This window comes from Streptomyces sp. NPDC048172 (genome assembly GCF_043202595.1).
In the GTDB taxonomy this organism is placed as follows: domain Bacteria; phylum Actinomycetota; class Actinomycetes; order Streptomycetales; family Streptomycetaceae; genus Streptomyces.
The window spans coordinates 569,960-594,747 of the sequence record NZ_JBIDAT010000003.1; the positions used below are offsets into that span (position 1 = coordinate 569,960).

A 24,788-nucleotide genomic window follows, 5' to 3' on the forward strand; every position below is an offset into this window, starting at 1 on the left:
GGTCAGAGGGTCTGCCGACGGACGGCGTCGGCGATGGGTTCGGGCCCTTGGGTGAGTTCGAGGATCCGGCGGCGGATCCGGGAGGTGTGGACGAGTTCGGCGAGGGTGGCCGCGACGTCGTCACGGGTGACGTCGGTGTGGATCAGGGCGGGGGAGAGGCTGATCCGGCCGGTGCCTGGTTCGTCGGTGAGGGCGGCGGGGCGCAGGATGGTCCAGTCGAGGTCGGTGGCGGCCAGTTCGGCATCTGCCTTCTTCTTGACGTCGATGTAGTGCTCGAAGGTGTCGGGCATGTCGCGGTCGCGCCAGGCTTCGGGGAAGACGGAGAGGAGGAGCAGGCGGCGGACGCCGGCGAGGCGGGCCGCTTCGACGGCGGTGGTCAGGCCGGTGCCGTCGATGGCGGTGGTGGCTGCGGTGCCGCCTTCACCGCCGGCTCCGGCGGCGAAGACCAGGACGTCGGTGTCGTGGAGGAGCGCGGCGAGGGCGGATGCGTCGAGGCGGGTCAGGTCGCCATGGGTGGCATGGATGCCCTCGGCGGCGAGGCGTTCGCCCTGTTCCGGGCGGCGGTAGAGTCCGTCGACCCGGTCACCGGCGGCGGTCAGCAGACGGGCCAGACGGCTCCCGACGCCGCCCGCGATGCCCACGATGAATACCTTCATTGGTGTCGCTCTCCTTGATCGGTGTCGGCCGGAGCTTGCGGTGTACGGGGTGGGTCTTCGTCCCCGCTGGGAGTGACCGGGCTGGTGCCGGTGCTCGTACTGGTGCCGGTCGTGGTGTGGGCTATGCGCGGGCTTCGTCGACCTGGTCGACGAGGGTGAGGAGTGCGTCGGCGGCGGGTCCGGAGGAGGCCGGGCTCTGGCCGGTGACGAGCAGGCCGTCGGTGAGGACGTAGGGCTGCCACTCGTCGGTCTTGGAGTAGTCGGCGCCGAGGCGCTTCAGTTCGTCCTCGACGAGGAAGGGCACGATGTCGGTCAGGCCGACGGCGGCTTCCTCCTCATTGGTGAAACCGGTGACCCTCCGGCCCTGGACGAGAGGTGTGCCGTCGGGGTTGGTGGCGTGGCGCAGCGTGCCGGGGGCGTGGCAGACCAGGGCGAGGGGCTTGCCCGCGCGCAGGACGGTCTCGATGAGCCGGACGGAGGTGGGGTCTTCGGCCAGGTCCCACAGGGGGCCGTGTCCGCCGGGGTAGAAGACGGTGTCGAAGTCGTCGGCGGAGACGGAGTCGAGGCGGGTGGTGTGGGCGAGGGCGGCCATGGCTTCCGGGTCGGCCTCGAAGCGGCGGGTCTCGTCGGTCTGGAAGCCGGGTTCGTTGCTCTTGGGGTCCAGCGGGGGCCTGCCGCCCTTGGGGGAGGCGAGTACGACCTCGGCGCCGGCGTCCTTGAAGCGGTAGTAGGGGGCGGCGAGTTCCTCCAGCCAGAAGCCGGTCTCGCGGCCGGTGGTGCCGAGTTCGCCGTGCGAGGTGAGAACGATGAGGATCTTGATGACGTGACTCCTTGAATAGACCGGTCGTCTCCAGTGGCGCGTGAGCGGTGACCGGTGTTCGGGTGGATCCGGGGTCGGCGCTCGGCCCAGTGCTCGGCCGGGTGCTACCGGTGCAGGAGCTGACGGGTGACCGTCATCGTGGTGTCCAGCGGGCCGATGTCGCGGTGGATCTTGGCCATGACGCTCGCTCCGAGCCACATGTCGTACAGGGCCTGAGCGGTGTCGCGGGGAGCGCCGTCGATGGCGATCGATCTGTCCTCCAGGCCGGCCGTGATCGTCCGATCCAGGCGGTCGATGATGCCGGTGGTGCCTTCCTTCAGGGCGAGCCGCATGGTCTCCGACAGGTCGGAGACCTCCGCGCCGAGCTTGACGGCCAGGCACTTCCCTTGGCATTCGTCGATGCTCTGCGTCTCGCGCCAGTTCTGCCAGTAGTTCATCAGTCGTTCTGACGAGGTCAGGCCCGGCTCGGCGAGGACGCGGTCCATGTCCGACAGGTAGTCGGTGAAGTAGGCCCGCAGCATGGCCTCGCCGAAGGCGTCCTTGGAGCCGAAGAAGTGGTAGAACGACCCCTTCGGCACTCCGGCTTCGGAGAGGACTTCGGTGATGCCCACCGCGGAGAACCCCTTACGGGACATGATCCGCTGGGCGGCGTCGAGAATGCTGCGGCGAGTGTCGCCCTTGATGGCTGGCATGCGACCCATCCTACGCCCATTAGACCAGTCGTCTAGTTTGCTCCGTGCCTAGACCTCTCGGCCCGGCGCGTCACTGTGCCGAGGGCTGGCCGAGGAAGTCCAGGAGGATCTCGTTGATCTCGGTGGTGTGGGTGGTGAGCAGCCCGTGCGGCGCCCCGTCGATCTCGACGTACTTGGCGGCGGGCAGGGCCTTGGCGAAACGGCGCCCGGTGGCGTCGACGGGCAGGGTCCGGTCGCCCGTGCCGTGCACGATCAGGGCGGGCACGTCGATACGGGGGATGTCGGCGCGGAAGTCGGTGGGCCAGGTCAGCGGGGCGGCGGCCGAGGCGATCGGGCCCGCGCCCGCCGCCACGTTCCATGCGTTGCGCACCGCTTCCTCGCTCACCCGGGTGCCCAGGTTCTCGTCGAGGTTGAAGAAGTCGGCGTAGAAGCCGGTGAAGAAGGCGTAGCGGTCCTTCTTCACCGCTTCGGAGACGCCTTCGAAGAAGGAGGGCGGGGCGGCCCCGTCGGGATTGTCGTCGGTGATGGCCAGGTACGGCTCCAGCGACGCGAGGAACACGGCCTTGGCGACCCGGCCGGAACCGTAGGCGGACAGGTAGCGGGCGACCTCGCCGGTGCCCATCGAGAAGCCGACCAGGATCGCGTCGCGCAGGTCGAGGGCCTCCATGACCGTGTGGAGGTCGGCGGCGAACGTGTCGTAGTCGTAACCGGTGGAGGGCTGGCTGGACTTGCCGAAACCGCGCCGGTCGTAGGTGATGACCCGGTGGCCCGCGGCCAGCAGGGCGGGGACCTGCCCTTCCCAGGAGTTGCCGTCCAGCGGGTAGCCGTGGATGAGGACTACCGGCTGCCCCGTCCCCTTGTCCTCGTAGTGCAGTTCGATGTCGGTGCTGTTCTCCGTGCCGACCTTGATGCGTCCCATGATGCCGTCCCCTTCCGGGAGTTCGGTGCCTGTCGTGCTCCGATGCCAGAACTATACGACCGGTCTACTCGCACCGCAACCTCTCCGTCGCTCACGCCTGCCACGGGGCTGGCGCCGCGGGTGTGTCGGCGTAGCGGGTTACAGGCGGGCCTCCAGGCGAGCTTGGAGTCCGGAGTAGTCATGCTCGGGGAAGACGCGCGGGAAGGTCGCCAGCATGCGTGTCAGCAGCCCGGCCGCGCTCGCGAACTCCTCTGTCGACAGGTCGACTTCTGCCGGATCCACGAACAGGTACTGCCAGCAGAACGTCCCCTTGGTGATCCGCAGGGTTTCCAGGTAGGTGGGGTAGTCGAGGTCCATCCGGTGCGGCTCGTAGGCGCCGGCGTGGAACCAGACCTCGGCGTCGGAAGCGCCCTTGGTGAGGCGCAGGAGTGCCAGGTGTCCCACCCCGGTGGTGGGAGTTCCGTCGAAAGGGTGCAGCTCCTCAAGGAATTCCTCGGACAGTCCCGGGATTCCCGACCAGGCCTCGGTGGGGGAGGGGGTGAGGGCGGTCTCGAAGAGGTTCGTCACATGGAACTCACCTCCGAAGCTCTCCGACGAGTCCCTGTCCCCGAACGTCCAGCACGACCCGAACTCCGCGAAACGCAGGTAGGAGGGCTTCCAGGATTCGGGGAGCGTGACCCCGTTCAATGTCGAGATCATCGTGAAAACCTGATCGGCGTCGCCGAGGCTCGGCGTGAGGTCCCCACGGACCTCGTGGGTGACGTGAATCTCCGGGTTGGACCGCAAACCGTCCAATGTGTCCCACCACGTCTGCTCGTACTCCGAGAACTCGCTCATGCGTCAACCCTCCTCCGTGATGCGGTGCTGCGTCAGGGAAAGATCCCAGCCCACTCTCCCGTCAGGACTGACTGGCTCGCCGGTTATTCAGAGGCGGCCGGGCCGGAGATGGGGCACACTCAGGCGGCCGATGAGTTCTGGTGAGTGCGCAGGTCTGTATCGGTGCGACCAACGACCATCCAGTCCGGCGACCCTCGATCACGGGGCGACTGCGACCACGGAACCAGAACCCCAGCGAGGTGCTGTCATGTCAGCTGCGATACCGGAACGACCAGCCGCGGAGGCGGGCGGCGGCACTCCCGTGGTGGTGCGGCTGCTGGTGCTGGCCACGTTCGTGGTGATCCTCAACGAGACCATCATGATCAACGCGATCCCGCGCCTGATGGAGTCGTTGCACATCACCGAGCAGACGGCGCAGTGGGTCTCCACCGCGTTCATGCTCACCATGGCCGCGGTCATTCCGGTCACCGGTTGGTTCCTGCAGCGGGTCAGCACCCGCCAGGCCTACACGCTCGCGATGGGGACCTTCCTCGTGGGCACCGTCGTGTCGGCCGTCGCGCCGACCTTCGCGGTGCTGCTGGCGGGACGGATCGTGCAGGCCTCGGGGACGGCCATCATGATGCCGCTGCTGATGACCACGCTGATGACGGTGGTGCCCGCGGAGAACCGGGGCAAGGTGATGGGCAACGTCACCCTGGCGATGTCGGTGGCGCCCGCGCTCGGCCCCGCCGTGTCCGGGATCATCCTGCAGGCCGGTTCCTGGCGGCTGCTGTTCGTGGTCGTGCTGCCGATCGCGGCCGGAGTGACCATGTTCGGGCTGCGCAAGCTGGAGAACATCGGGGAGCGGCAGACGAGTTCCATCGACTGGTTCAGCGTCTGTGTGGCGGCGCTCGGCTTCGGCGGCCTCGTGTACGGGCTGAGCCTGGTCGGTGAGAGCGACCGCAGGACGCTCGGTATCAGCATCGCCGTGGCCGGTGTCGCGGCCATCGCGGTCTTCGCGTTCCGCCAGCTCAGGCTGCAGCGAGACGGCACGCCGCTGATGGACCTCCGTACGCTCCGGTTCGGCACCTTCACGCTGTCCCTGGCCCTGATGGCCATCGGCTTTCTGACGATGCTCGGCTCGATGATGCTGCTCCCGCTGTATCTGCAGAACGTGCGTGGCCTCAGCCCTCTCGAAACCGGCCTGCTGATCATGCCGGGCGGTCTGGCCATGGGGCTGCTGGGACCGACCGTCGGAAAGGCGTTCGACCGGTTCGGAAGCCGGACACTGGTGGTGCCGGGTTCGATCGGCATCGCGGTCGCCCTCGCCGGATACACGCAGATCGCGATGGCTACGCCGTACTGGCAGATCCTCGGTCTGCACATGCTGCTGATGGTCAGCCTGGCCGCCACGTTCACCCCGGTCTTCACCCTCGGCATGGGCGCGCTGCCCCCGCACCTCTACTCCCACGGCAGTTCGATCCTGGGCACGCTGCAGCAGGTCGCGGCCGCCTTCGGTACCGCGCTGATGGTGACCGTGATGTCGGCGCGTACCACCAGCCAGATCGCGGAGGGGGTCGCCCCGGTGCCTGCCCAGGTGAGCGGGATGAGGCTGGGCTTCGGCGTCGCGGCCGTCCTGGCGCTGGTGACGATCGCGATCGCGCTGAAGCTGCCCCAGCGGGTCGCGGGTTCGGACACTCCCGATGCCGATGCCGATGCCGATGCCGATGCCGATGCCGATGCCGGTTCCGGTTCCGGTTCCGGTGCCGACGCCGCACCCGTCCCCGTCTCCGCCCCCGCCGCCGAGGATCCCGATCTCGGTCAGCGGGCCACCGTCAAGGCGTAGCGGCCACGACACCCACGCGCTCCCGTCCGGCGTCACGTCCGGGCGGGAGCGCGGTCGTGTCCGGAGGTGCACGTCAGGTCCCCGGACCTGGCACAACCGGACGGGAATGTTCAGGCGTGCGCTCTTCCGGCGGGTGGCACACTGGCCCGTTCCACCCCCGTGTCCCCGCACAGCACCACAGCACAGAGACCGGCCTTGGGAGCAGTACCCGTGCAGGACCTCAGCGAGATGACAGAACCGGTCCCGGGAGGACCGGCCCGGAGGCGCCTCGGATTCGTGGCGGTGGCGCTGGCCGTCGTGGTGATCGCCGCCGTTCCCCTCATCTGGGGCTCGCTCGGCGGCGGTGACTCCGAGGAGGAGCCGAAGCCCCGTCGTAAGGCCCTGGCGGGACCCGGCGGAACGGCGCCGGTCGCGGACTTCGACAAGGACGGCACGCAGGACGTCTACACGACGGGCGAGGTCGGCGGCGGTCCCGTCTCCGTGGTCTACGGCGCACGCGAGGGCGACGAGCGCCGTCGCGCGCGCCTCGACCTCGACAGCCCCGGCGTCCCCGGGGGCGAGGGCAAGGGCGTGTCGTTCGGCGCGCTGACGGCGGCCCGCGACTTCGACGGGGACGGCTATACGGACCTGGCGGCCTCCGTGGAGGCCGGGAGGAAGAAGAGCAAGCTGCCCGAGGGCACGCACGGCGGGCTCGTCGTCCTGTGGGGTTCACCGAAGGGGCTCTCCGGGGGCTCGTACGTGAAGGACGTGCCGGACTCCTACCCGAGCACCCCGCTCGGCGACGCCCCTCTCGTCGCGGGCGACATGGACGGCGACGGGCACAGCGACCTCGTCATCGGGATCGGCGGCAAACGGGACCTGGTCAAGGGCCCGTTCCGGCGCGACGGCAGCACAGGCGGTACGGCCGCCGTCCCGGCCCCCTTCCGCGACCCGGAGAACGGCGACCAGCTCGTCACCGCCTTCGCCGCGGACCTGAACGGCGACGGCAGCGACGACCTGATCAGCTCCCACGCCACCGAGGACGACGGCATGGGCAGCGGCAAGGTCGAGACGAGCTGGACGGCGGGCGGCCCCGACGGCTTCGCCAAGCCCGACACGGGCCTGCTGCCGGGCATCCAGGCCTCCACCACCGGCGACGTCGACAAGGACGGCTATCCGGACCTCATCCTGCGCCGTTACGCGAAGGGCGCCGCGCCCGACTCGGCGGGGTCAGGACCCGTCGAGGTCTTCCACGGCTCCGAGGAGGGCCCCGACCCCTCCCGGCACACCGAACTCGACCAGGACTCCCCGGGAGTGCCGGGCCACAAGGAGAAGTACGGCCAGTTCGCCTCCGCGCTCGAAGCGGGCGACGCGGACGGCGACGGCTACGCCGACGTGGCGGTCAGCACTCCGGCGGGCGAGGACGCCCAGAGCGAGGGCGACGACAAGGGCAAGAACGGCGTCACGGTGCTGTACGGCGGGGCCAAAGGCCTCACCGGGCGTGGCGCACGCGTCGTCGAGGAGCCCGCCTCGTCCCGGAAGGAGGGGCGGGAGCACAAGGAGACCACCACCGGCACCCGTTTCGGTGCCGCCTTCCGTATGGGCGACGTGAACGGCGACGGCCACGCGGACCTGACCATCGGCGCCCCGCGCACGGGCGGCTTCGAGGGAGCCCTGTGGATCTTCCCCGCGCGGGACGGCACGTGGCCGCAGGACGCGGCACGCCAGTACCGGCCACGCGACTTCGGGGACGGGCCCGCACCGGACGACGAGACGCTCGGCGCGCACGTACGCTAGCGGCCCGGTGCGACGGGAGGGGCGGGAGGGACGGGAGTGACGGTCATGGCTGGACGCCGTCGATTCCCGCGTTCAGGGCGAGCAGGCTGAGAGCCCCGCCCTCGCCCGCGCGGCCGTGCGCGGCGCGGGCCAGGCCGAGGGCGGCCGGGGAGGCGTCACGCCGGTCGGCGAGGTGGTTCCGCAGGTGGAGGAAGCCCCACAGCGCGGAGTTGAGGCGCCAGGCGAGGTCGCCTCTGCCCGAGACGGTGGCGAAGTGCGTGGCGGCGACGAGGTTGGCCCGTTCGGTCTCGCACCACTCGCGTGCCTCCTCGCGGTCCGTGAAGGCGAGGGGAAGGCAGCCGGGCGGCGGCGGTTCGAGCCGGAGTCGTCTGCGGTGGGGCGTGAGGAGCGGGTGCGCCGCGTCCATGGTGTGCAGGTACCAGGAGAGCAGCCGCTCGACGGCCCGCTCCTGTTCCCGCACCGGTCCGGCGGCGCGCAGGCGTTCGGCGGCGTAGACCCGTAGGAGGTCGTGCGGGGTGTAGCGGCCGGACCGGTGCTCGACGAGCAGGTGCGCGTCGGCCAGTTCGGCGAGGAGCGCGCGGGTCGCCGCAGTGCCGAGCCCGGCCAGGGCCGCCGCCGTGTGCGCGGAGACGTCCGGGCCCGTGGGCAGCGCCAGGAGGCGGAAGAGGCGCGCGGCAGGGGCGGACAGCGCCGCGTACGACCAGGAGAAGACGGCTCTGACGTCGGTGCTCAGATCGCTGCTCGCGAAGGCGTCGAGGTTCTCGTCGCTGTGGCGCAGCTCCTCGGCGATCGCGCTGAGCGGGAAGCCCGGGTTGGCCGCCGCGCGCGCGGCGGCCACGGCGAGCGCCAGCGGCAGCCGGGCGCAGCGCGCCACGATCTCGTCGGCCGCGGCGGGCTCCGCCGCTGTCCGCTGTGCGCCGAGGCGGTGTCCGAGGAGGGCATGCCCGTCCTCGGGGGTCAGCCGGCGGAGCGTCACGGGGTGCGCTCCGGCGCTCGCGACGAGGCCCGTGAGCCGGTTGCGGCTGGTGACGACGACGAGTGAGCCGGGGGAGCCGGGCAGCAGCGGCCGGACCTGCTCGATGTCGCGCGCGTTGTCGAGGAGGATCAGCACCCGCCGCTGGGCCAGACGGCTGCGGTACAGCGAGGCCTGTGCGTCGAGCGGGGCCGGAATCTGCTGCTCCGGGACGCCGAGCGCGGCGAGGAAGGTACGCAGGGCGCTCTGTGCGGGCACGGGCTCTTCGCCCGCGTCGAAGCCGCGGAGGTTGAGGAAGAGCTGCCCGTCGGGGAAGCGGTCGGCGACCTGATGCGCCCAGCGCACGGCCAGGGCCGTCTTCCCGGCACCGGCCATGCCGCTCACGGTGGCGACGACGACCGTCGGGGGAGGCGAACGGTCCGGCAACAGGGCCTGGAGCTGGGCGAGCTCGGCGCTCCGGCCGACGAAGGAGGTCAGATCGGGAGGCAGCTGCGCGGGCCCGGTCTCCCGGGCTCGGGGGAGCGGAACGTCGTCGGCCGCCCGGATGCTGTCGTGCAGCTCCCGCAGCGGCGGGCTGGGCTCGATTCCCAGCTCGGTCACCAGGGTGCGGCGCGTCTCGTCGTAGCAGGCCAGCGCCTCCGCCGACCGCCCTGTCCGGTGCAGGGCGAGCATCAGGAGCCGGCAGAGCCGTTCCCGCAGCGGGTGCAGGGCGAGCAGGGTGCGGAGTTCGGCGACGGCCCCGTCGTACCGCCCGAGCTGGACCTCGATGTCGAGGCGGGCCTCCAGGGCGCCGAAGCGCTCCTCGGTCAGCCGGGACCGTTCGGCCTCCGCCAGCGGACCGGGGAGCCCGGCCAGCGGCGTTCCCTCCCCCTCCGCCAGCGCGGCGCGCAGCCGTTCGGCGGCGGCCGGGAGCTCGCCCGCGGCGCGCAGCCGCTGCGCCTCGGCGACGCGCTCCTCGAACACGCCCAGGTCCACGGAGCCGTGGGGGACGCGGGCCAGATAGCCGTCGGCCGCCGAGACCACCACCTGCGGGGAACCGGCGGCGGCCGCCTCGGACCGCAGCACCTTGCGGAGCCGTGAGACATACGTACGCAGCACCGGGACGGCCGTTGCCGGAGGGTCCTCGCCCCAGACGGCGTCGACGAGTTCGGCGGTGGTCACCAGCCGCCCGCGCCGGAGCAGCAGCATCGCGAGCACGACTCGCTGCTGGGGCGAACCGAGGTCCAGCTCCCGCCCGCCGCGCCACGCGCGGAGCGGCCCCAGCAGGGCGAAGCGCGGAGCGTCCTCTTGGCCCGAGTTCACACTTCCGGACTATACAAAGCCGTTGAACCGAAGGCGTTGAACCGATCACGGCTCCCGTCCGTGTCAGCAGTGCCGCTTCCCGCCGTGCCCGCCCCGACCAGGCCGGGCGACGGGAGCGGCCCCGGCCCCGCTCTCCGCCATCCCCCCCCCGGCGCGGAGGGACGGGGCCTTTCTCGCGAGGTGCGCCGTTCCGGGGTCCCGTTCCAGGTTCTGTGCGTTCCTGCTGGTCAGCGCCCGTTCGGGCGTTCCAACGTCCCGTAGTCGCGGCCAAGTGTGGCGGCCGGGACGGGGCACGGCCCAAGCTGCGGTTGTCCCGGTGGTCCGATGGACGCACCGCTTCCGACGCTTGGTGCCGGGCGGCTCCCGGGACTGCTCCAGGGAGGATTGGCATGGCGTTGCCCGAGGCCATCGCGGTGGGGGAGCTCTTCGGCCAGCCCGGTGGCACACGTGCGTCGATCTCGCCGGACGGCACGCGGCTCGCGTATCTGGCGCCGTGGAAGGAACGGCTCAACGTCTGGGTGCAGCGCCTCGACGAGCCCGACGAGGACCCGCACTGCGTGACCGCCGACGACGTCCGCGGCGTCCTGGACCACCACTGGACGGACGACCCCCGGTGGCTGCTCTTCGCCCAGGAGAGCGACGGCGAGGAGAACCGGCACCTGTACCGGGTCGACCTGGACGATCCCGATGCCCCGGCCATCGACCTCACACCCTTCACCGGAGCGAGGGTCGCGCACTACGAACTCCTGCCCGGACGGGGCCGGGGACGTGCCGGGAAGGTGGCCGTCCAGCTGAACCTCACAGGCCCCGATGCGTTCGATCTCTACGAGGCCGACATCGCGACCGGAGCCCTCACCCTGCTGGCGGAGAACCCGGGGCATCCCGACGGCTGGCTGTTCAGCACCACCGGCGACATCTACGCCCACGCGCTGAACGCCGACGGCGACTTCGAACTCTCCCGCTGGGACAGCGCGTCCGGCACGCTGCGCCCCCTCCTCGTCCGCGACGGCACCGACCACCCGCTCGGCATCCATCCGGTCCAGCTCACCCCGGACGGAGCCGGATTATGGCTCGGCTCCTACGGGGACGGCGACCGGATGAGCCTGGTCCGGGTCGACCTGGCCACGGGCGAGGAGAGCGAGGCCGACAGCCACCCGGACCTCGACCTCGACACGCGGTCGGCCGCCCTCCGCGCCTTCCCGTCGCCGCTCGTCCGCGACCGGCGTACGGGCGAACTGCTCGGCGTCCGCTACCTCGGCGAACGCCAGGTGATCAGGGCGCTGGACCCGCACTTCGCCGAGGTGCTGGAACGGCTGGAACAACTGTCCGACGGAGACCTGTCGACGCTCTCGTCCGACGACAGCGGGCAGCGCTGGGTCGTCAGCTTCACCCACGACCGCGACCCCCACGCCACCTGGTTCTACGACCACGCCACCGGGCGGGCCCGGCCGCTCTTCCGGCCGTACGCGCACCTGGACCCCGAGACGCTCGCCCCGATGCGCCCGGTGACGGTCACCGCGCGCGACGGGCTGCGCCTGCGCTCGTACCTCACGCTGCCCGTGGGAGTCGAACCGGCGGGACTGCCGATGGTCCTGCTGGTCCACGGCGGTCCGTGGCACCGCGACAGCTGGGGTTTCCACCCGCTCGTCCAGTTCCTGGCCAACCACGGCTACGCGGTGCTCCAGGTCAACTACCGGGGGTCCACCGGATGCGGCAGGGCCCATCTGTCCGCCGGAGTGGGTGAGTTCGCCGGAAAGATGAACGACGACCTCGTCGACGCCGTGGAGTGGGCGGTCGGGCAGGGGTACGCCGACCGCGGCCGCGTCGCGGTCCTCGGCGGCTCCTACGGGGGCTACGCCGCGCTGGTCGGCGCCGGTTCCGCGCCGGACGTCTTCGCCGCGGCCGTCGACATCGGCGGCATCGTGAACCTCGCGCACCATCTGCGGAGCCTGTCCGCCTTAGCCGGGCACCGGAACCGGCACCGGCTGGCCCACAACTGGCACCGGTTCGTGGGCGACCCCGACGCCACCGGCGACCCCGACGCCCCCGCGCGGGAGGCGGACTTGCTGGCCCGCTCGCCGGTCGGCCGGGTGGACCGGATCCGCGTGCCCCTGATGGTGGTCCAGGGCGCCGACGACGTACGGGTCGACAAGGGCGAGGTCGACCGGCTCGTCGGGGCGCTGCGGATGCGCGGCGTGGAGGTCGAGCACCTGGTCAAGGAGAACGTGGGGCACACCTTCGTGAACACCGAGGACGAGCTCGACGTCCACCACGCCGTCAGGCGCTTCCTCGCCCGCCACCTGGGGGGCGGGCGGGACGGCACCGCGGCGGCCGACCGCCCGTCCCGCCCGTCCCGCCCGTCACTCCGCCGTGTCCATGGCGGTACGGAGGGCGGCGATGCCGCGTGAGGCGTACGCCTTCGCGGCGCCCCGCGAGATCCCGAGCGTCTCGGCCACCCGCGCCTCCGACATGTCCGCGAAGTAGCGCAGCACGAGCACCTCGCGCTGGCGCTGCTGGAGACCGCGCATCGCCTCGATCAGCCGGTCCCGTTCGAGCCGGTCCCAGGCCCCCTCCTCGGCACTGGCCATGTCGGGCATCGGCTTGGCGAGCAGCTTCAGATTGAGGAAGCGGCGGCGCAGCGCGGAACGGGAGAGGTTCACGACGGTCTGCCGCAGATACGGCAGGACCTTCGCGGGGTCGCGGACACGCTTGCGGGACGCGTGGACGCGGATGAACGCCTCCTGCACGACGTCCTCGCACGACGCGGTGTCGTCGAGCAGCAGCGCCGCGAGCCTGAGCAGGGAGGCGTAGTGGGCGCGGTAGGTCTCGGTGAGCTGGTCCACCGTGGTGCCGACGGCCCCGGCCGTCGCCGCGTCACCGTCCCCCTGGGCCTCCCGCGGCCCCGGCATCCGCACGGGGCGCGCGGCCGGCCAGGGCGCGATCACGGGCATCCCTCCGGCCGCTGCCGTACGAAACTGTCGCACCACGTCAACTCCCCCTGTTCCCCTGGCGAACGGACCTTGTCACGGGTAACTACGTTTCACGGCCCAAGTGGTTCAACCAGTGGCCCGCTCGGTGGCGAGGACATGACCCACCCGCCGACGCGCGTACCCCACGCCCCGCCGCACGGTGTGCCGGGCGGCGTACGCCTCGCCGAGCAGCGCCCCTCGCGCACGGTGCAGCGAACCGGCCCGGTCGCTCATCAGCGAGGTCAGCAGGTCCTCGTAACGGGCCGCCACACGCGCGGGGTCGAAGCGCGCCGACGCGGCGAGCGCGGCGTGGCTCATCCGGGCGCGGAGCCGGTCGTCGTCGATGAGGCGGAGCAGCGCGCCGGAGATCGCGCGCACGTCTCCCGTGGGGACCAGGAGTCCGTCCTCGCCGTCGCGGATGATCTCTCCCGGCCCGTGCGGGCAGTCCGTCGCCACGACGGGCAGGCCGCACCGCATCGCCTCGACGATCGTCATGCCGAAGGATTCGAGGCTGGAGGTGACGGCGCAGACCGCTCCCTTGACCCACTCGGACTCGATGGGATGGGCCGAACCCATCAGGAAGACGTGGTTGTAGAGGCCGAGCTCGTCGATGAGGTTCCGCAGCTTGTCCTGCTCCCGGCCGTGCCCGTAGATGCGCAGGCCCCAGTCGGGCCGCTCGCGGGCGACCTCGGCGAAGGCGCGTATCAGCACGTCGTACCGCTTGGCGGGCGCGAGGCGGCCCGCCGCGATCACCCACTTGTTGCCGCCGTCGGCGGGGCCGACCCGCGGCGCGGGCACGCTGTTCGGGAGCGCCTCGACGCGCACGCCGGGCAGCCGCAGGGTGCTGCGGTAGTCGCGCGCGTCCGCCTCGGTGACCGTGGTGAGCGCGTCCAGCCGGGGATAGGTGCGGCGCAGCAGGTGCTTCATCCGAGGGGAGTGCGTGGCGAGCGTGAGGTGCTCCTGCCCCATGCGCACGGGGCCGCGGCGCGTCTGCCGGGCCACGTGCACATTGAGTCCGGGACGGGTGCCGACGACGACATCGGCGTCCGTACGGGCCAGGTACGCGCCGATCCTGCGGTCCGTCAGCGCGCTGTGCCGCGCGTACTGGCCGTCCGCGACGGGGAAGACCCGCGCGGGGACGGCGTGCTCGGGGTCGGCTCCGTCGTACGCCGTGCTGTTCCGGCGCATGTCGACCAGCGACGTCAGCCGTACGCCCCGGGACGGCTCGAAGAAGGGCCTGTCGCGGTAGCGGAAGACCGACACGATCTCCACCTCGTGGTGCTCGGCGAGCGCCTGCGCCAGATTGAACGTGGTGCGCACGGTGCCGCCCATCCCGTACGCGCTGAAGATCAGAAACGAGATGTGCACTGTCCCGGTCCCCCGAATCCCTGGTTGCCGTCACCGCGGCGGCCCTTTCCGGGGCCGCCGCACGACAGGTGACAACGGGAGGGAGGGGACCGGGGTTCAATCCGGAATGATCCGGAACGGTTACGGCGCGCTGTCGCTCGGCTCCGGCTCCCGCTCCGGCTCCCGCGCCGCCGCGGAATCCGGCTCTCCGCCGCCCGCAGCCGGGCCCGCGCCGCCCGTGACGCGCTCGCGGATCAGGGCGATGCCGACCACGATCACGGCCGCCAGCATCGACATCGTGACCTGCTCGCGCGCGTCGGGCTCGGTCAGCATGTAGACGAGGACGAACGAGATCATCCCGATCGTCACCCAGGTGAGGTACGGGAAGAGCCACATCCGTACGGTCAGCTTCTCCGGGTTCTCGCGCAGGATGATGCCTCGCATCCGCAGCTGCGTGCAGCAGATGACCAGCCAGACGAACAGGGCCACCGCGCCGGAGGAGTTGAGCAGGAACGCGAACACCGTGTCCGGCCACTGGTAGTTGAAGAAGACCGCGACGAAGCCGAAGACGACGGAGCCCAGGATCGCCGCCTGCGGCACGCCCCGCGCGTTCGTACGGGCGAAGGAGCGGGGCGCGTCGCCGCGCTTGCCGAGGGAGAAGGCCATCCGGGAGGCCGTGTAGAGGCCCGAGTTGAGGCAGGACAGCACCGCCGTGAGGACGATGACGTTCATGACCTGGCCGGCGTGCGGGATGCCGATGGAGTCCAGCGCTGCGACGTAGGAGCCCTTGTCGGCGATGGCCTTGCTGTCCCAGGGGAGCAGGGCGAGGACGACGAAGATCGAGCCGAGGTAGAAGACGGCGACGCGCCAGATCACGCTGTTGGTGGCCTTGGTGACCGCGCGGCGCGGGTTCTCCGACTCCCCGGCGGCGAGCGTGACGATCTCGCTGCCCATGAAGGAGAAGACCACCAGCAGGATGCCGGTGAGGACGGCCCCCGGGCCCTCGGGGAAGAAGCCGCCGTGCGCGGTGAGGTTGGACAGTCCGGCCCCTTCGTTGTCCGAGCCGGGCAGCAGCCCGAACGCCGCCAGCCCGCCGATCACGACGAACGCGCCGATGGCGACGACCTTGATGCCCGCGAACCAGAACTCGAACTCGCCGTACGAGCCGACCGACACGAGGTTCGTCGCCGTGAGGACGACCATCACGATCAGCGCCCAGCCCCACTGGGGCACGGCCGGTATCCAGCCTTCCAGGATCTCCGCGCCCGCCGTCGCCTCGACGGCGAGGACCACGACCCAGAAGAACCAGTAGAGCCAGCCGATCGAGAAACCTGCCCAGCGGCCGAGCGCCTTGTCCGCGTAGGCGGAGAACGAGCCGGAGGTCGGGTTGGCCGCCGCCATCTCGCCCAGCATCCGCATCACGAAGACGACCAGCAGGCCGACGAGCGCGTACGAGAGCAGGATGGCGGGTCCGGCCGCGGCGATGCCGGAGCTGGAGCCGACGAAGAGACCGGCGCCGATCACGCCGCCGATCGCGATCATGGAGAGATGGCGGTTCTTGAGACCGGCCTGGAGGCCGTCGGAGGACGGTGGCGGGGTCGCCTTGGAGGAGGAGGATTGCATGCGCGTGACTTCCTTGATGGGGGGATGGGGGGACACGTGCTGTGCGTGGTGCCGCGCGGGATTCCGCGCAGCACGGGGCGTTCCGTCGACGGAGGTCGCCGGTGGGAGGGGTCGGGGCACGGAGGACGGGACCGCCACGCGGTGCGGCGCGGGTGAGGCGCGCCGAGCGGGCCGGGTGGGCGTGGTGCGGCGGTTTCCGGGTTCTCCGGCGGGAGGGGGACGGCCGGTCGGAGGCGGCACGTTGCCGGTCGCGTCGCTTCGACTGGCGGGAACAGTAAGGCACGTCCTCGATCCCCGTACACCCCGAGTTCCGGAATCGGCCGCGGAGCGTCCCGGCTTCGTACATCTGTCGGAAGCCGGGGTGCCGAGAGTGTGACATCCGTCCATGGCCCGGCCCGCCGCCCCGCCTCTAACCTCAGCGAACGCGCGTCCCGCGCCGAGCGATCCTCCGCGCGGGACGCGTAAGCCACCTCGGCCGGGGGGCCTCGGCGGAGGCCGGTGAGCCCCGGCGCCGACCTGCTGCGCGGCCGTGCACGGGCGTTCGCCTAACCTGGGATCCGCAGCAGCGGACGTGGTGGCAGCACCCAGTGGGAGACGGAGAAGCCGTGGACAAGGTCGCACTCACGGCCGCCGGTCTCTACGTCATCGTCCTGCTGCGCGCCGGAGGCACCTTCGCCGTCGGGTGGCTCGCCGGTACGGGCGCCAGGCGCGGCAAGCTCGCCGAGCGGTTCTCCCACGAGCGGTTCCGCCGGGTGGAGCGGGCGATCCAGCGCTGGGGCGCACCCGTGGTGGCCGTCTCCTTCCTGACCGTGGGCTTCCAGACCGCCGCCAATTTCCTCGCGGGGACCATGCGCATGCCGCTGCGGCGCTATCTGCCCGCCCTCCTCCTCGGGGGAGCGGCCTGGGCGCTGATCTACGCGACCGCCGGGATCGGCGTGCTGGAGCTGCTGGCGCGGCTCTCCGCCGGGCAGGCGGCCCTCGCCGCCGCCGGGCTCGCGGCGCTCGTCCTCGCGGCCTGGGCCGTGGTGACGTACCGGAGGCGCGGCCGCACCGCCTCGTGAGCCACGACCTCGTGAGTCACGTCCTCGTGAGCCACGTCTCACCCGCACGGTGCCGCTTGTCTATGCAACGAGTTGCATAGAAGGATGCGGGCATGGCGCTTGAGCACGCGATTCTCGTCTCGCTGTTGGAGAAGCCGGGCTCCGGATACGAGCTGGCCCGGCGGTTCGACCGCTCCATCGGCTACTTCTGGACCGCCACCCACCAGCAGATCTACCGGGTCCTCAAGCGCATGGAGAGCGACGGCTGGATCGAAGCCCGCGAGGTGGCGCAGCAGGCCCGGCCGGACAAGAAGGAGTACTCCGTAGCGGCCCCCGGCCGGGACGCCCTCTCCGGGTGGCTGCACGAGCCGATCGAGCCGGAGAGCGTCCGGCACGAACTCGCCGTGAAGATCCGCGGCGCGGCCTTCGACGACCCGGCGGCGCTCCTCCGCGAGGTGGAGCGGCACCGCGCGGCGCACACGGACCGGCTCGCGCACTACCTCGCGGGGGAGCGGCGCGACTTCACCGGGCCCGGGGCGCCCGGGACGCTCGACGCGGGGCAGGAGCTCCAGCATGTCGTGCTGCGCGGCGGCATCGCGTACGAACGTATGACGCTCGATTGGCTGGACGACGTGATCGCCACCCTCCAGCGGCTCGGCCGCTGACCCCTCCGCTCTCCGCCCACCCTCACCCTCACCGTCCGGAAAGGCGCATGGCCATGGCCGACCCGCTGCTGTTCAACCCGAAGACCTACGACCCGGCGCACTTCGACCCCGAGACCCGCAGGCTGCTGCGCGCGACCGTCGACTGGTTCGAGGCGCGGGGCAAGCGCAAGCTGATCGAGGACTACCGCTCGCGCGCCTGGCTGGCCGACTTCCTGGAGTTCTCCGCGAAGGAGGGCCTGTTCGCGACGTTCCTGACCCCGGCGGCGGACGCCCGGGAGCAGGAGGACAAGCGCTGGGACACGGCCCGTATCGCTGCCCTCAACGAGATCTTCGGCTTCTACGGGCTCGACTACTGGTACGCCTGGCAGGTGACGATCCTGGGGCTCGGCCCGGTCTGGCAGAGCGACAACGCCGCCGCCCGTACCCGCGCGGCCGAGCTCCTCTCGCAGGGCGAGGTGTTCGCCTTCGGCCTCTCCGAGAAGAGCCACGGCGCCGACATCTACAGCACCGACATGCTCCTGGAGCCCGACGGCGACGGCGGCTTCCGGGCCACCGGGTCCAAGTACTACATCGGCAACGGCAACGCCGCGGGCCTCGTCTCCGTCTTCGGCCGCCGTACCGACGTCGAGGGCCCCGACGGCTACGTCTTCTTCGCCGCCGACAGCGGCCACGAGACGTACCACCTGGTGAAGAACGTGGTCGACTCCTCCAAGTACGTCAGCGAATTCCGCCTGGAGGGCTACCCGGTCGGCCCCGACGACGTCCTGCACACCGGCCGCGCCGCCTTCGACGCCGCCCTCAACACGGTCAACGTCGGCAAGTTCAACCTGTGCACCGCCTCGGTCGGCATCTGCGAGCACGCGATGTACGAGGCCGTCACCCACGCCCACCACCGCATCCTCTACGGCCGCCCCGTCACCGCCTTCCCGCACGTGCGCCGGGAGCTGACCGACGCGTACGTCCGCCTCGTCGGGATGAAGCTCTTCAGCGACCGCGCCGTCGACTACTTCCGCTCCGCGGGCCCCGACGACCGCCGCTACCTCCTCTTCAACCCCATGACGAAGATGAAGGTGACCACCGAGGGCGAGAAGGTCATCGACCTGATGTGGGACGTCATCGCCGCCAAGGGCTTCGAGAAGGACACCTACTTCGCGCAGGCGGCCACCGAGATCCGCGGCCTGCCGAAGCTGGAGGGCACGGTCCACGTCAACCTCGCCCTGATCCTCAAGTTCATGGGCAACCACCTCCTGAACCCGGCGGAGTACGCGCCCGTGCCGACCCGGCTGGACGCGGCCGACGACGACTTCCTCTTCCGCCAGGGACCCGCCCGCGGCCTGGGCGCCATCCGCTTCCACGACTGGCGCACCGCCTACGACGCGTACGCCGAGGTGCCCAACGTCGCCCGCCTCCGCGAGCAGGCGGACGCCCTGTGCGAGTTCGTCACCACCGCCGCGCCCGACGAGGAGCAGAGCCGCGACCTCGACCTCCTGCTCGCCGTCGGCCAGCTGTTCGCCCTCGTCGTGCACGGCCAGCTCATCCTGGAACAGGCCCGCCTGACCGGCCTCGACCAGGACGTCCTCGACGAGCTCTTCGCCGTCCTCGTCCGCGACTTCTCCGCGCACGCCGTCGAGCTGCACGGCAAGGACTCCGCCACCCCGGACCAGCAGCGCTGGGCCCTGGGCGCGGTCCGCCGCCCGGTCGTCGACGAGGCCCGCGCGGCGCGCGTCTGGGAGCGAGTCGAGGCCCTGGCGGGGACGTACGAGATGGCGCCGTGACCCCGTAACCAGGGGAAGGAACGTAACCTCGGGGGATCCGCTTCGGCCCGCCCCCGAGGAGTACGGCATGAACGACAGCTCCCTCATCCGCAGCCACACGCTCGGCGACCTGCTGCGCCGTACGGCCGCCCGTACGCCGGAGAGGACCGCGCTCGTGTGGCGGGGGAGCCGCGAGACGTTCGCGGAGCTCGACACGGCGGTGAACCGGACGGCGAACGCGCTGGCCGGGCGGGGCGTGGCCCAGGGCGACAGGGTCGCGCTCCTGACGCACAACTGCCGTGAGTTCGTGGTCCTCTACTTCGCCCTGGCCCGGCTGGGGGCGGTCTCCGTGCCGGTGAACTTCATGCTGGGCGGCGAGGAGATCGCGTACATCCTGCGGCACTCCGGGGCGCGCGGGATCGTCGCCGAGGACGCGCTGCGGCCCGTCGCCGAGGAAGCGCTGCGCGCCCTCGGCGACGCGAGCCCGGTGCGGCTGCGCGGCTGGATCGGACTGGGCGAGGGGACGCGGCCCGAGGGGTGGGAGGACGTCGCGGAATGGGAGCGGCACGGGGACGACAGCCCCCCGAGTGCCGTCGTGGCCGACGACGACCCGGTGCAGCTCATGTACACCTCCGGGACCGAGTCGCGCCCCAAGGGCGTGGCGCTCTCCAGCCGTTGCCTGCTCGCGCAGTACGCCTCGGCGGCCGTCGACGGCGAGATGAGCGCGGCCGACGTGGAGATCCACGCGCTGCCGCTCTACCACTGCGCCCAGCTGCACGTCTTCCTCACGCCCGACATCCAGCTCGGCGCCACGAGCGTCATCCTGCCGGGGCCCGACCCGGCGACCGTGCTGCGCACGATCGAGGAGGAGCGCGTCACCAAGCTCTTCTGCCCGCCGACCGTGTGGGTCGCGCTGCTGCGCAGCCCGGACTTCGACCGCTACGACCTTTCGTCTCTCCGCAAGGGCTACTACGGCGCGAGCCCCATGCCGGTCGAGGTGCTCAAGGAGCTCGGCGAACGGCTCCCCGGCGTGCGGCTCACCAACTTCTACGGCCAGACGGAGATGTCCCCGCTCGCCACCGTGCTCCGCCCCGAGGAGCAGACCGCGAAGCCCGGCTCGGCGGGCCGCGCCGCGCTGAACGTCGAGACGCTGCTGGTCGACGACGACGGCAGGCCCGTACCGACGGGCGAGGTCGGCGAGATCGTGCACCGCTCGCCGCACGCGATGCTCGGGTACTGGAACGACGAGGAGAAGACCGCCGAGTCCTTCCGCGACGGCTGGTTCCACAGCGGCGACCTGGGCGTGACCGACGAGGACGGCTACCTCTACGTCGTGGACCGCAAGAAGGACATGATCAAGACGGGCGGCGAGAACGTCGCGGGGCGCGAGGTCGAGGAGGCGCTGCACCGCCACCCCGCCGTGGCCGAGGCGGCGGTCTTCGGCATCGCGCACCCGTACTGGATCGAGGCCGTCACGGCCGCCGTGGTGCTGCGCGACGGCGCCGAGGCGACCGGCGAGGAGCTGATCAGCCACTGCCGCGCGATCCTGGCCCCCTTCAAGGCGCCCAAGTACGCGACAGTGGTGACCACGCTGCCCAAGAACCCCAGCGGCAAGATCCTCAAGCGTCAGCTGCGCACGGAGTACGCGCACCTGGCCGGGGAGGAAGTGCCGCGGGGGGAGTAGGCGTCAGCCCGCGATCGGGGTCGTCCGGGTGTGCCGGTAGGCGTGCTCGTACGAGGACGTCTCCGGGTCGACGGTGTACGCGTCCGTCACGACACGGTCGGCGTTGATCGAGAGCATCATGAAGCCGAGCGTGTCGTACGCCTCCCAGAACGCCTTGTTCTCGGGCTTGTCCGCCTTGCCCTTCGTCTTCGCGGCCGCGCCGCAGACGATCTGCTGGGTGCCCTTGTAGTCGGCGCCGGTGTCGAGGATCTGGAGCGTGTGGTCGTGCCCGCCGAGCAGGAACTCGGCCTTGCCGCAGACCACTTCCTCGTACAGCTTCTTGACGTGCTTGCCGCTCAGGTAGTCGCCGCACTCGATGCCCTCGTACGCGCCCGCGTTGCCGTGCGTGCCGTTGTTGCGCAGCGGGTGGTGGGCGAAGACGAACTTCCAGCGGGCGCGGGAGGCGTCGAGCGAGGAGGCCAGCCAGTCGCGCTGCTTCCGCGCGAAGGGGCCGTCCCACTGGTACTCGGGGTCGGTCTGCAGGACGTACGACGAGAGCGGCGTCGTGTCGAGCGCGAAGAACTCGGCGACCGGCTTCCGCTCCGGGACGGCCACGGAGTAGTACCGGTCGGGCATGTACCAGCGCGCCGAGTGCCGGTGGTAGGCGACCTCGTGGTCGCCGCGCGAGGGGCGGCCGCCGCTGCCGGGGATGATGCCGCTGGTGTCGTGGTTGCCGAGGACCATCAGCCAGGGGACGTCGATTCCCTTGTTCGGCTCCTCGAACTTCGAGGTGAACTCGTCGTCCGTCTCCTCCTCGGGCCCGTTCTCGTAGATGTTGTCCCCGAGCCCGATCGCGAGGTCGACGCCGCGCTTCTCGCACAGCTTGCGCGCGGCCGCCGCGACGGCGTACTGCTCGGGCGTGCCGGTGCCCGCGTCGCCCGTCACGAGCACGTTCAGCTCGGCCTTGTCAGGCAGCGGGAACTTGTCCGGCCCCCCTTCGGCCGCCGTCGCCTTCGCCTGTACGCCGAACGCGCCCAGCGCCACGGCCGTACCGACGCCTCCGGCTCCCGCGAGCACTCTGCGTCGGCTTATTCCCTGCGCCTGCATCCTGATCTCCTTGTCGTCCTTCGTCGCTCAGAAGATCTTGGCAAGGGAAACGTGGCAGGGACAGGTCACGGACACGAGGTGAATCCTGCCGACATGGCACCGCCCGGCAGCCCATCGCGCTGCCGGGCGGTGCCGCGGATCGGTCAGACCCGGTCGGCCGCGATCAGCAGGTACTGGAAGGAGCCGTCCTTGTACGAGTTGATGAACGCCTCCTCGATCCCGGTGACCAGCGAGGACGTGGCCCGCAGCTCCCAGTACGGCAGCGTCGCGGCGGTCAGGTCGACGACGGTCTGCGGCACGAGACGGTTGTCGGCCATGGCGCGCAGGTACTCGCGGCGGGAGTGGATGTTGCACTCGAAGTGCGCGTTGATCTGGGAGACCCACTTCGAGGGCTGGCCGTACCGCGGGTTCCAGCAGCCCGTGATGGTCACATAGCGGCCGCCGACCTCCAGGACGCGGGAGTGCTCGGAGAAGAGGTCGTGCAGATCGACGTACATCGTCGACTCGTTGTTCCACGAGCCCGCGATCTGGCCCGTGCCGAAGGGCATGTCGAGCATGTTACGGACCCGCGCGTGGACGTGGTCGTCGATACGGAGCTCACGCGCGCGGCGGTTGGCGAACTCGGCCTGCTTGGCGGAGAGGGTGACGCCCTCGACATGGCAGCCGAATCGCTGATGGGCCATCACCATCGAACCGCCCCGGCCGCAGCCCGCGTCGACGAGCGTGTCGTCGCTCCCGATCTGCCCGAGGTGGTCCATGAGGACCTCGGCCTGGGCCGACTCCAGGCGGTGGAGCTCGGCGATCAGCTTCTTCTCGTACTCGCTGTCCGCGGAGTCCCCGAGGGCGGAACGGTCGACCTCGCCGATCCCGTAGTGGTGGTGGTAGAGCCCGTCGACATCGCCGAGGCGCAGGTTCACGGGCCTGGCCTCCTGGTCCCAGTAGCGGGCGATGTCCCCCTGGTAGGGGGAGGCCGGGGAGGGGATGAAAGCGGTGGCGGCCTGGACGGTGGTGTGCTCGGTGCTGGTCACAGGTGCATCCATTTCTTACCAGAAGTCGGGCAGGCTGTAGCGGTAGGTGTTGGTCTGGTGCCAGTAGTGGTTGCCGTCGACCCAGACGGCGACTCCCCTCAGGAAGCGCAGCACGCTCGGCACGGGGCAGGCGGCGGCCAGGTCGGCGGCCTCGGCCTCGAAGGCGTGCATGAGGTTGTTGTGGACCTCGACCGCCTTGAGGTAGGCGTCCCGCTCGGAGACGCCCTCACGCTCCGCGATCACCACGGGCAGATTCAGATGGGTACCCGGGCTCTTGAGCTCCTTCGTGTACGAGTACAGGTCGTTGACGATGGTGGTCGCGTTGGAGGCGAGCGCGATGACCCGCTGCATGGCGGGCTGCGCGTGCAGGTCCGCCGGCAGTTCGTAGCCGCCGACGGTGTCGGTGATCGTGGGACAGGGGCGGAAGTTGTTGAACTGGCGCATCGCCAGGTACTCCCACACCTCGGGCATGTGCCCCGTCTCGGCCCAGGCGGCCTCCGCGAGATACCCCAGGTGCAGCCGGGCCATGTCGTGCCGGTACCGGTCGGCCTGGGAGGGGGTGGACTGCCGGACGAAGTACTCCATGGCGGAGCGGTACGCGCGGCGGGGCGCGTCCGAGCCGAGCGACTCCAGCCACGCGGGCTCGTACTCGCCCGTCGTGTGCAGCGGGTCGAGCGCGGTGTGCGCCAGCAGGAGACGGCTGCCGAGACCCACGGGGGAGCCGCCGTGGTCCTCGCAGTAGCAGTCGTCGACCGCGTTCTCGGCGACCATCAGCCGGGTGGCGATCATGACGTGGTCGACCGTCGGGGCGTCCGGATGGCAGGCGACCATGTACCGCCCGACGGAGAATCCGTCGAACTGGTCCTCCCACTCCGCCGGGACCGCCCGCACCTCGTCCACGGCCCACTCCCTGATCCTCCGGCTGACCTCCGCGACGCGGACCGGGTCGGGATCCGGGATCGGGTGATGGTAGAGGCCGGGGACCGGCTCCCCGGCGGCGGGCGCGCCCGACGCCGGTTCCTCCGCGGCGGGTTCGTGTGTGGCTCGTTCGCACTCCTCCGGGGCTTCGGGGACTTCAGGGATTTCGGCGGCTTCCGGAGCGGGCGCCTCGGGCATCCGGGGCTCCCTGCGGGAGGCCAGGTGCAGGCCCGCCGTGCCCAGGCCGCTGGGACCGCCCAGGATCCGCGCCAGGTCCGGGGACGGTGGTGCGGGCGGGCTCGGGGGCAGGAGGGAATCCACAGGATCAGGCATCCGTGACTCCTTGATGAGAGGGGTGGGCTGTCCCGGTACGCGGGCACGCTCGCCCGGCCGCCCGGGAGCCGGGCCGGTGTCGGCCCTGGTCGGCCGCGGTGGGGTTCTCTAGGCGCGTCTGAGGAGCGCCCGTGCGCCGCTGACCGCGTGGCCGGTGCGTGACCGGCTGTCGTCGCCGTGACGATTCTTCCGCGAGGTGGTCGTACGCTCGCGGGTGTGGCCCAGGAGGCACTGCGGTTCCGGGCCGGTCTCAGTGGTCATCGAGCGGGGCTCTCCTTCGCCGGAGCGATGGGGATTCGTGCGGATCTCGGGGAACCGTAGCGGCCGTTGAGCCCGTTTCGCCCGGGGTGACCGGGGGAGTTACTTCGATGCGGTGTTCTTCGCCCGTCCGGTGTTTATCCGAACAGCCGACGAGTTCAGGACGCCCGGCGGACTCCGTGCACGGCGGGATCCGAGTTTCCTGGCTTGATCACGAGCGTGTCCTGGTCTCGTGCCGGGACCGCCACCGGGTGGCTGGTTATCGATCCAGGTCACCTAGGGT

At 71.1% G+C, this 24,788-nt stretch carries 20 protein-coding genes; 7 read left to right on the forward strand and 13 right to left on the reverse strand.

Annotation, left to right across the window (positions count from 1 at the left end):
* Positions 1-2: 2 nt before the first annotated feature.
* The 5 genes from ACGF3A_RS15860 to ACGF3A_RS15880 all read right to left on the reverse strand — a co-directional run bounded on the left by ACGF3A_RS15860 (position 3) and on the right by ACGF3A_RS15880 (position 3,924).
* Complete coding sequence (locus ACGF3A_RS15860) at positions 3-656, reverse strand: NAD(P)H-binding protein (protein WP_393729981.1); 654 nt, start codon at positions 654-656, stop codon at positions 3-5.
* 121 nt (positions 657-777) lie between these two features.
* Entirely contained in the window at positions 778-1,476 is a 699-nt protein-coding gene (locus tag ACGF3A_RS15865) for a type 1 glutamine amidotransferase domain-containing protein (RefSeq protein ID WP_393730695.1), read from the reverse strand.
* A 104-nt stretch (positions 1,477-1,580) separates the two neighbouring features.
* On the reverse strand, positions 1,581-2,168 hold the full coding sequence (locus tag ACGF3A_RS15870; protein ID WP_393729982.1) for a TetR/AcrR family transcriptional regulator: 588 nt from the start codon (positions 2,166-2,168) through the stop codon (positions 1,581-1,583).
* 70 nt (positions 2,169-2,238) lie between these two features.
* Positions 2,239-3,087: an alpha/beta fold hydrolase gene (locus ACGF3A_RS15875; RefSeq protein WP_393729986.1), complete on the reverse strand. Its 849-nt coding sequence runs from the start codon at positions 3,085-3,087 to the stop codon at positions 2,239-2,241.
* Between the two features lie 138 nt (positions 3,088-3,225).
* A complete protein-coding gene (locus ACGF3A_RS15880; protein ID WP_393729988.1) occupies positions 3,226-3,924 on the reverse strand; it encodes a hypothetical protein in 699 nt (232 codons plus the stop codon).
* Positions 3,925-4,228: 304 nt separating this feature from the next.
* Here ACGF3A_RS15880 and ACGF3A_RS15885 point away from each other — a divergent pair, with 304 nt between their 5' ends.
* Positions 4,229-5,749 carry an MDR family MFS transporter gene (locus ACGF3A_RS15885; protein ID WP_393729990.1) on the forward strand — a complete coding sequence of 507 codons (1,521 nt, stop codon included), beginning with the start codon at positions 4,229-4,231 and terminating at the stop codon, positions 5,747-5,749.
* 228 nt (positions 5,750-5,977) lie between these two features.
* On the forward strand, positions 5,978-7,525 hold the full coding sequence (locus tag ACGF3A_RS15890; RefSeq protein ID WP_393729992.1) for an FG-GAP and VCBS repeat-containing protein: 1,548 nt from the start codon (positions 5,978-5,980) through the stop codon (positions 7,523-7,525).
* Between the two features lie 43 nt (positions 7,526-7,568).
* Here ACGF3A_RS15890 and ACGF3A_RS15895 read toward each other — a convergent pair whose 3' ends face one another.
* Positions 7,569-9,800 carry a BTAD domain-containing putative transcriptional regulator gene (locus ACGF3A_RS15895; RefSeq protein ID WP_393729994.1) on the reverse strand — a complete coding sequence of 744 codons (2,232 nt, stop codon included), beginning with the start codon at positions 9,798-9,800 and terminating at the stop codon, positions 7,569-7,571.
* A 389-nt stretch (positions 9,801-10,189) separates the two neighbouring features.
* On the opposite strand from ACGF3A_RS15895, the gene ACGF3A_RS15900 reads away from it, so the two are divergent.
* Positions 10,190-12,208: an alpha/beta fold hydrolase gene (locus tag ACGF3A_RS15900; protein ID WP_393729996.1), complete on the forward strand. Its 2,019-nt coding sequence runs from the start codon at positions 10,190-10,192 to the stop codon at positions 12,206-12,208.
* Here the strand turns inward: ACGF3A_RS15900 and ACGF3A_RS15905 are convergent.
* From ACGF3A_RS15905 to ACGF3A_RS15915, 3 genes are all read right to left on the reverse strand, one after another.
* Positions 12,161-12,751, reverse strand: coding sequence for a SigE family RNA polymerase sigma factor (locus ACGF3A_RS15905; protein ID WP_393730697.1), 591 nt, complete (start codon positions 12,749-12,751; stop codon positions 12,161-12,163). The genes ACGF3A_RS15900 and ACGF3A_RS15905 overlap by 48 nt on opposite strands.
* Positions 12,752-12,856: 105 nt before the next feature.
* A complete protein-coding gene (locus ACGF3A_RS15910) occupies positions 12,857-14,137 on the reverse strand; it encodes a glycosyltransferase family 4 protein (RefSeq protein WP_393729997.1) in 1,281 nt (426 codons plus the stop codon).
* 120 nt (positions 14,138-14,257) lie between these two features.
* Positions 14,258-15,739: an amino acid permease gene (locus ACGF3A_RS15915; protein ID WP_393729999.1), complete on the reverse strand. Its 1,482-nt coding sequence runs from the start codon at positions 15,737-15,739 to the stop codon at positions 14,258-14,260.
* Positions 15,740-16,344: 605 nt separating this feature from the next.
* On the opposite strand from ACGF3A_RS15915, the gene ACGF3A_RS15920 reads away from it, so the two are divergent.
* The 4 genes from ACGF3A_RS15920 to ACGF3A_RS15935 all read left to right on the forward strand — a co-directional run bounded on the left by ACGF3A_RS15920 (position 16,345) and on the right by ACGF3A_RS15935 (position 20,882).
* Positions 16,345-16,800 (forward strand): DedA family protein, encoded by a 456-nt coding sequence (locus ACGF3A_RS15920; protein WP_393730001.1) that lies wholly within the window; start codon positions 16,345-16,347, stop codon positions 16,798-16,800.
* A gap of 92 nt (positions 16,801-16,892) precedes the next feature.
* A complete protein-coding gene (locus ACGF3A_RS15925) occupies positions 16,893-17,444 on the forward strand; it encodes a PadR family transcriptional regulator (RefSeq protein WP_393730003.1) in 552 nt (183 codons plus the stop codon).
* 53 nt (positions 17,445-17,497) lie between these two features.
* Positions 17,498-19,219: an acyl-CoA dehydrogenase family protein gene (locus tag ACGF3A_RS15930; protein WP_393730699.1), complete on the forward strand. Its 1,722-nt coding sequence runs from the start codon at positions 17,498-17,500 to the stop codon at positions 19,217-19,219.
* A gap of 67 nt (positions 19,220-19,286) precedes the next feature.
* Positions 19,287-20,882 carry an acyl-CoA synthetase gene (locus ACGF3A_RS15935; protein ID WP_393730005.1) on the forward strand — a complete coding sequence of 532 codons (1,596 nt, stop codon included), beginning with the start codon at positions 19,287-19,289 and terminating at the stop codon, positions 20,880-20,882.
* Positions 20,883-20,885: 3 nt separating this feature from the next.
* Here ACGF3A_RS15935 and ACGF3A_RS15940 read toward each other — a convergent pair whose 3' ends face one another.
* From ACGF3A_RS15940 to ACGF3A_RS15955, 4 genes are all read right to left on the reverse strand, one after another.
* Entirely contained in the window at positions 20,886-21,968 is a 1,083-nt protein-coding gene (locus ACGF3A_RS15940; protein ID WP_393730007.1) for a metallophosphoesterase, read from the reverse strand.
* Between the two features lie 143 nt (positions 21,969-22,111).
* Entirely contained in the window at positions 22,112-23,008 is an 897-nt protein-coding gene (locus ACGF3A_RS15945; RefSeq protein ID WP_393730009.1) for a geranyl diphosphate 2-C-methyltransferase, read from the reverse strand.
* 3 nt (positions 23,009-23,011) lie between these two features.
* Entirely contained in the window at positions 23,012-24,247 is a 1,236-nt protein-coding gene (locus tag ACGF3A_RS15950; RefSeq protein WP_393730011.1) for a family 2 encapsulin nanocompartment cargo protein terpene cyclase, read from the reverse strand.
* A 108-nt stretch (positions 24,248-24,355) separates the two neighbouring features.
* On the reverse strand, positions 24,356-24,508 hold the full coding sequence (locus ACGF3A_RS15955) for a hypothetical protein (protein ID WP_393730013.1): 153 nt from the start codon (positions 24,506-24,508) through the stop codon (positions 24,356-24,358).
* Between the last annotated feature and the right edge of the window lie 280 nt (positions 24,509-24,788).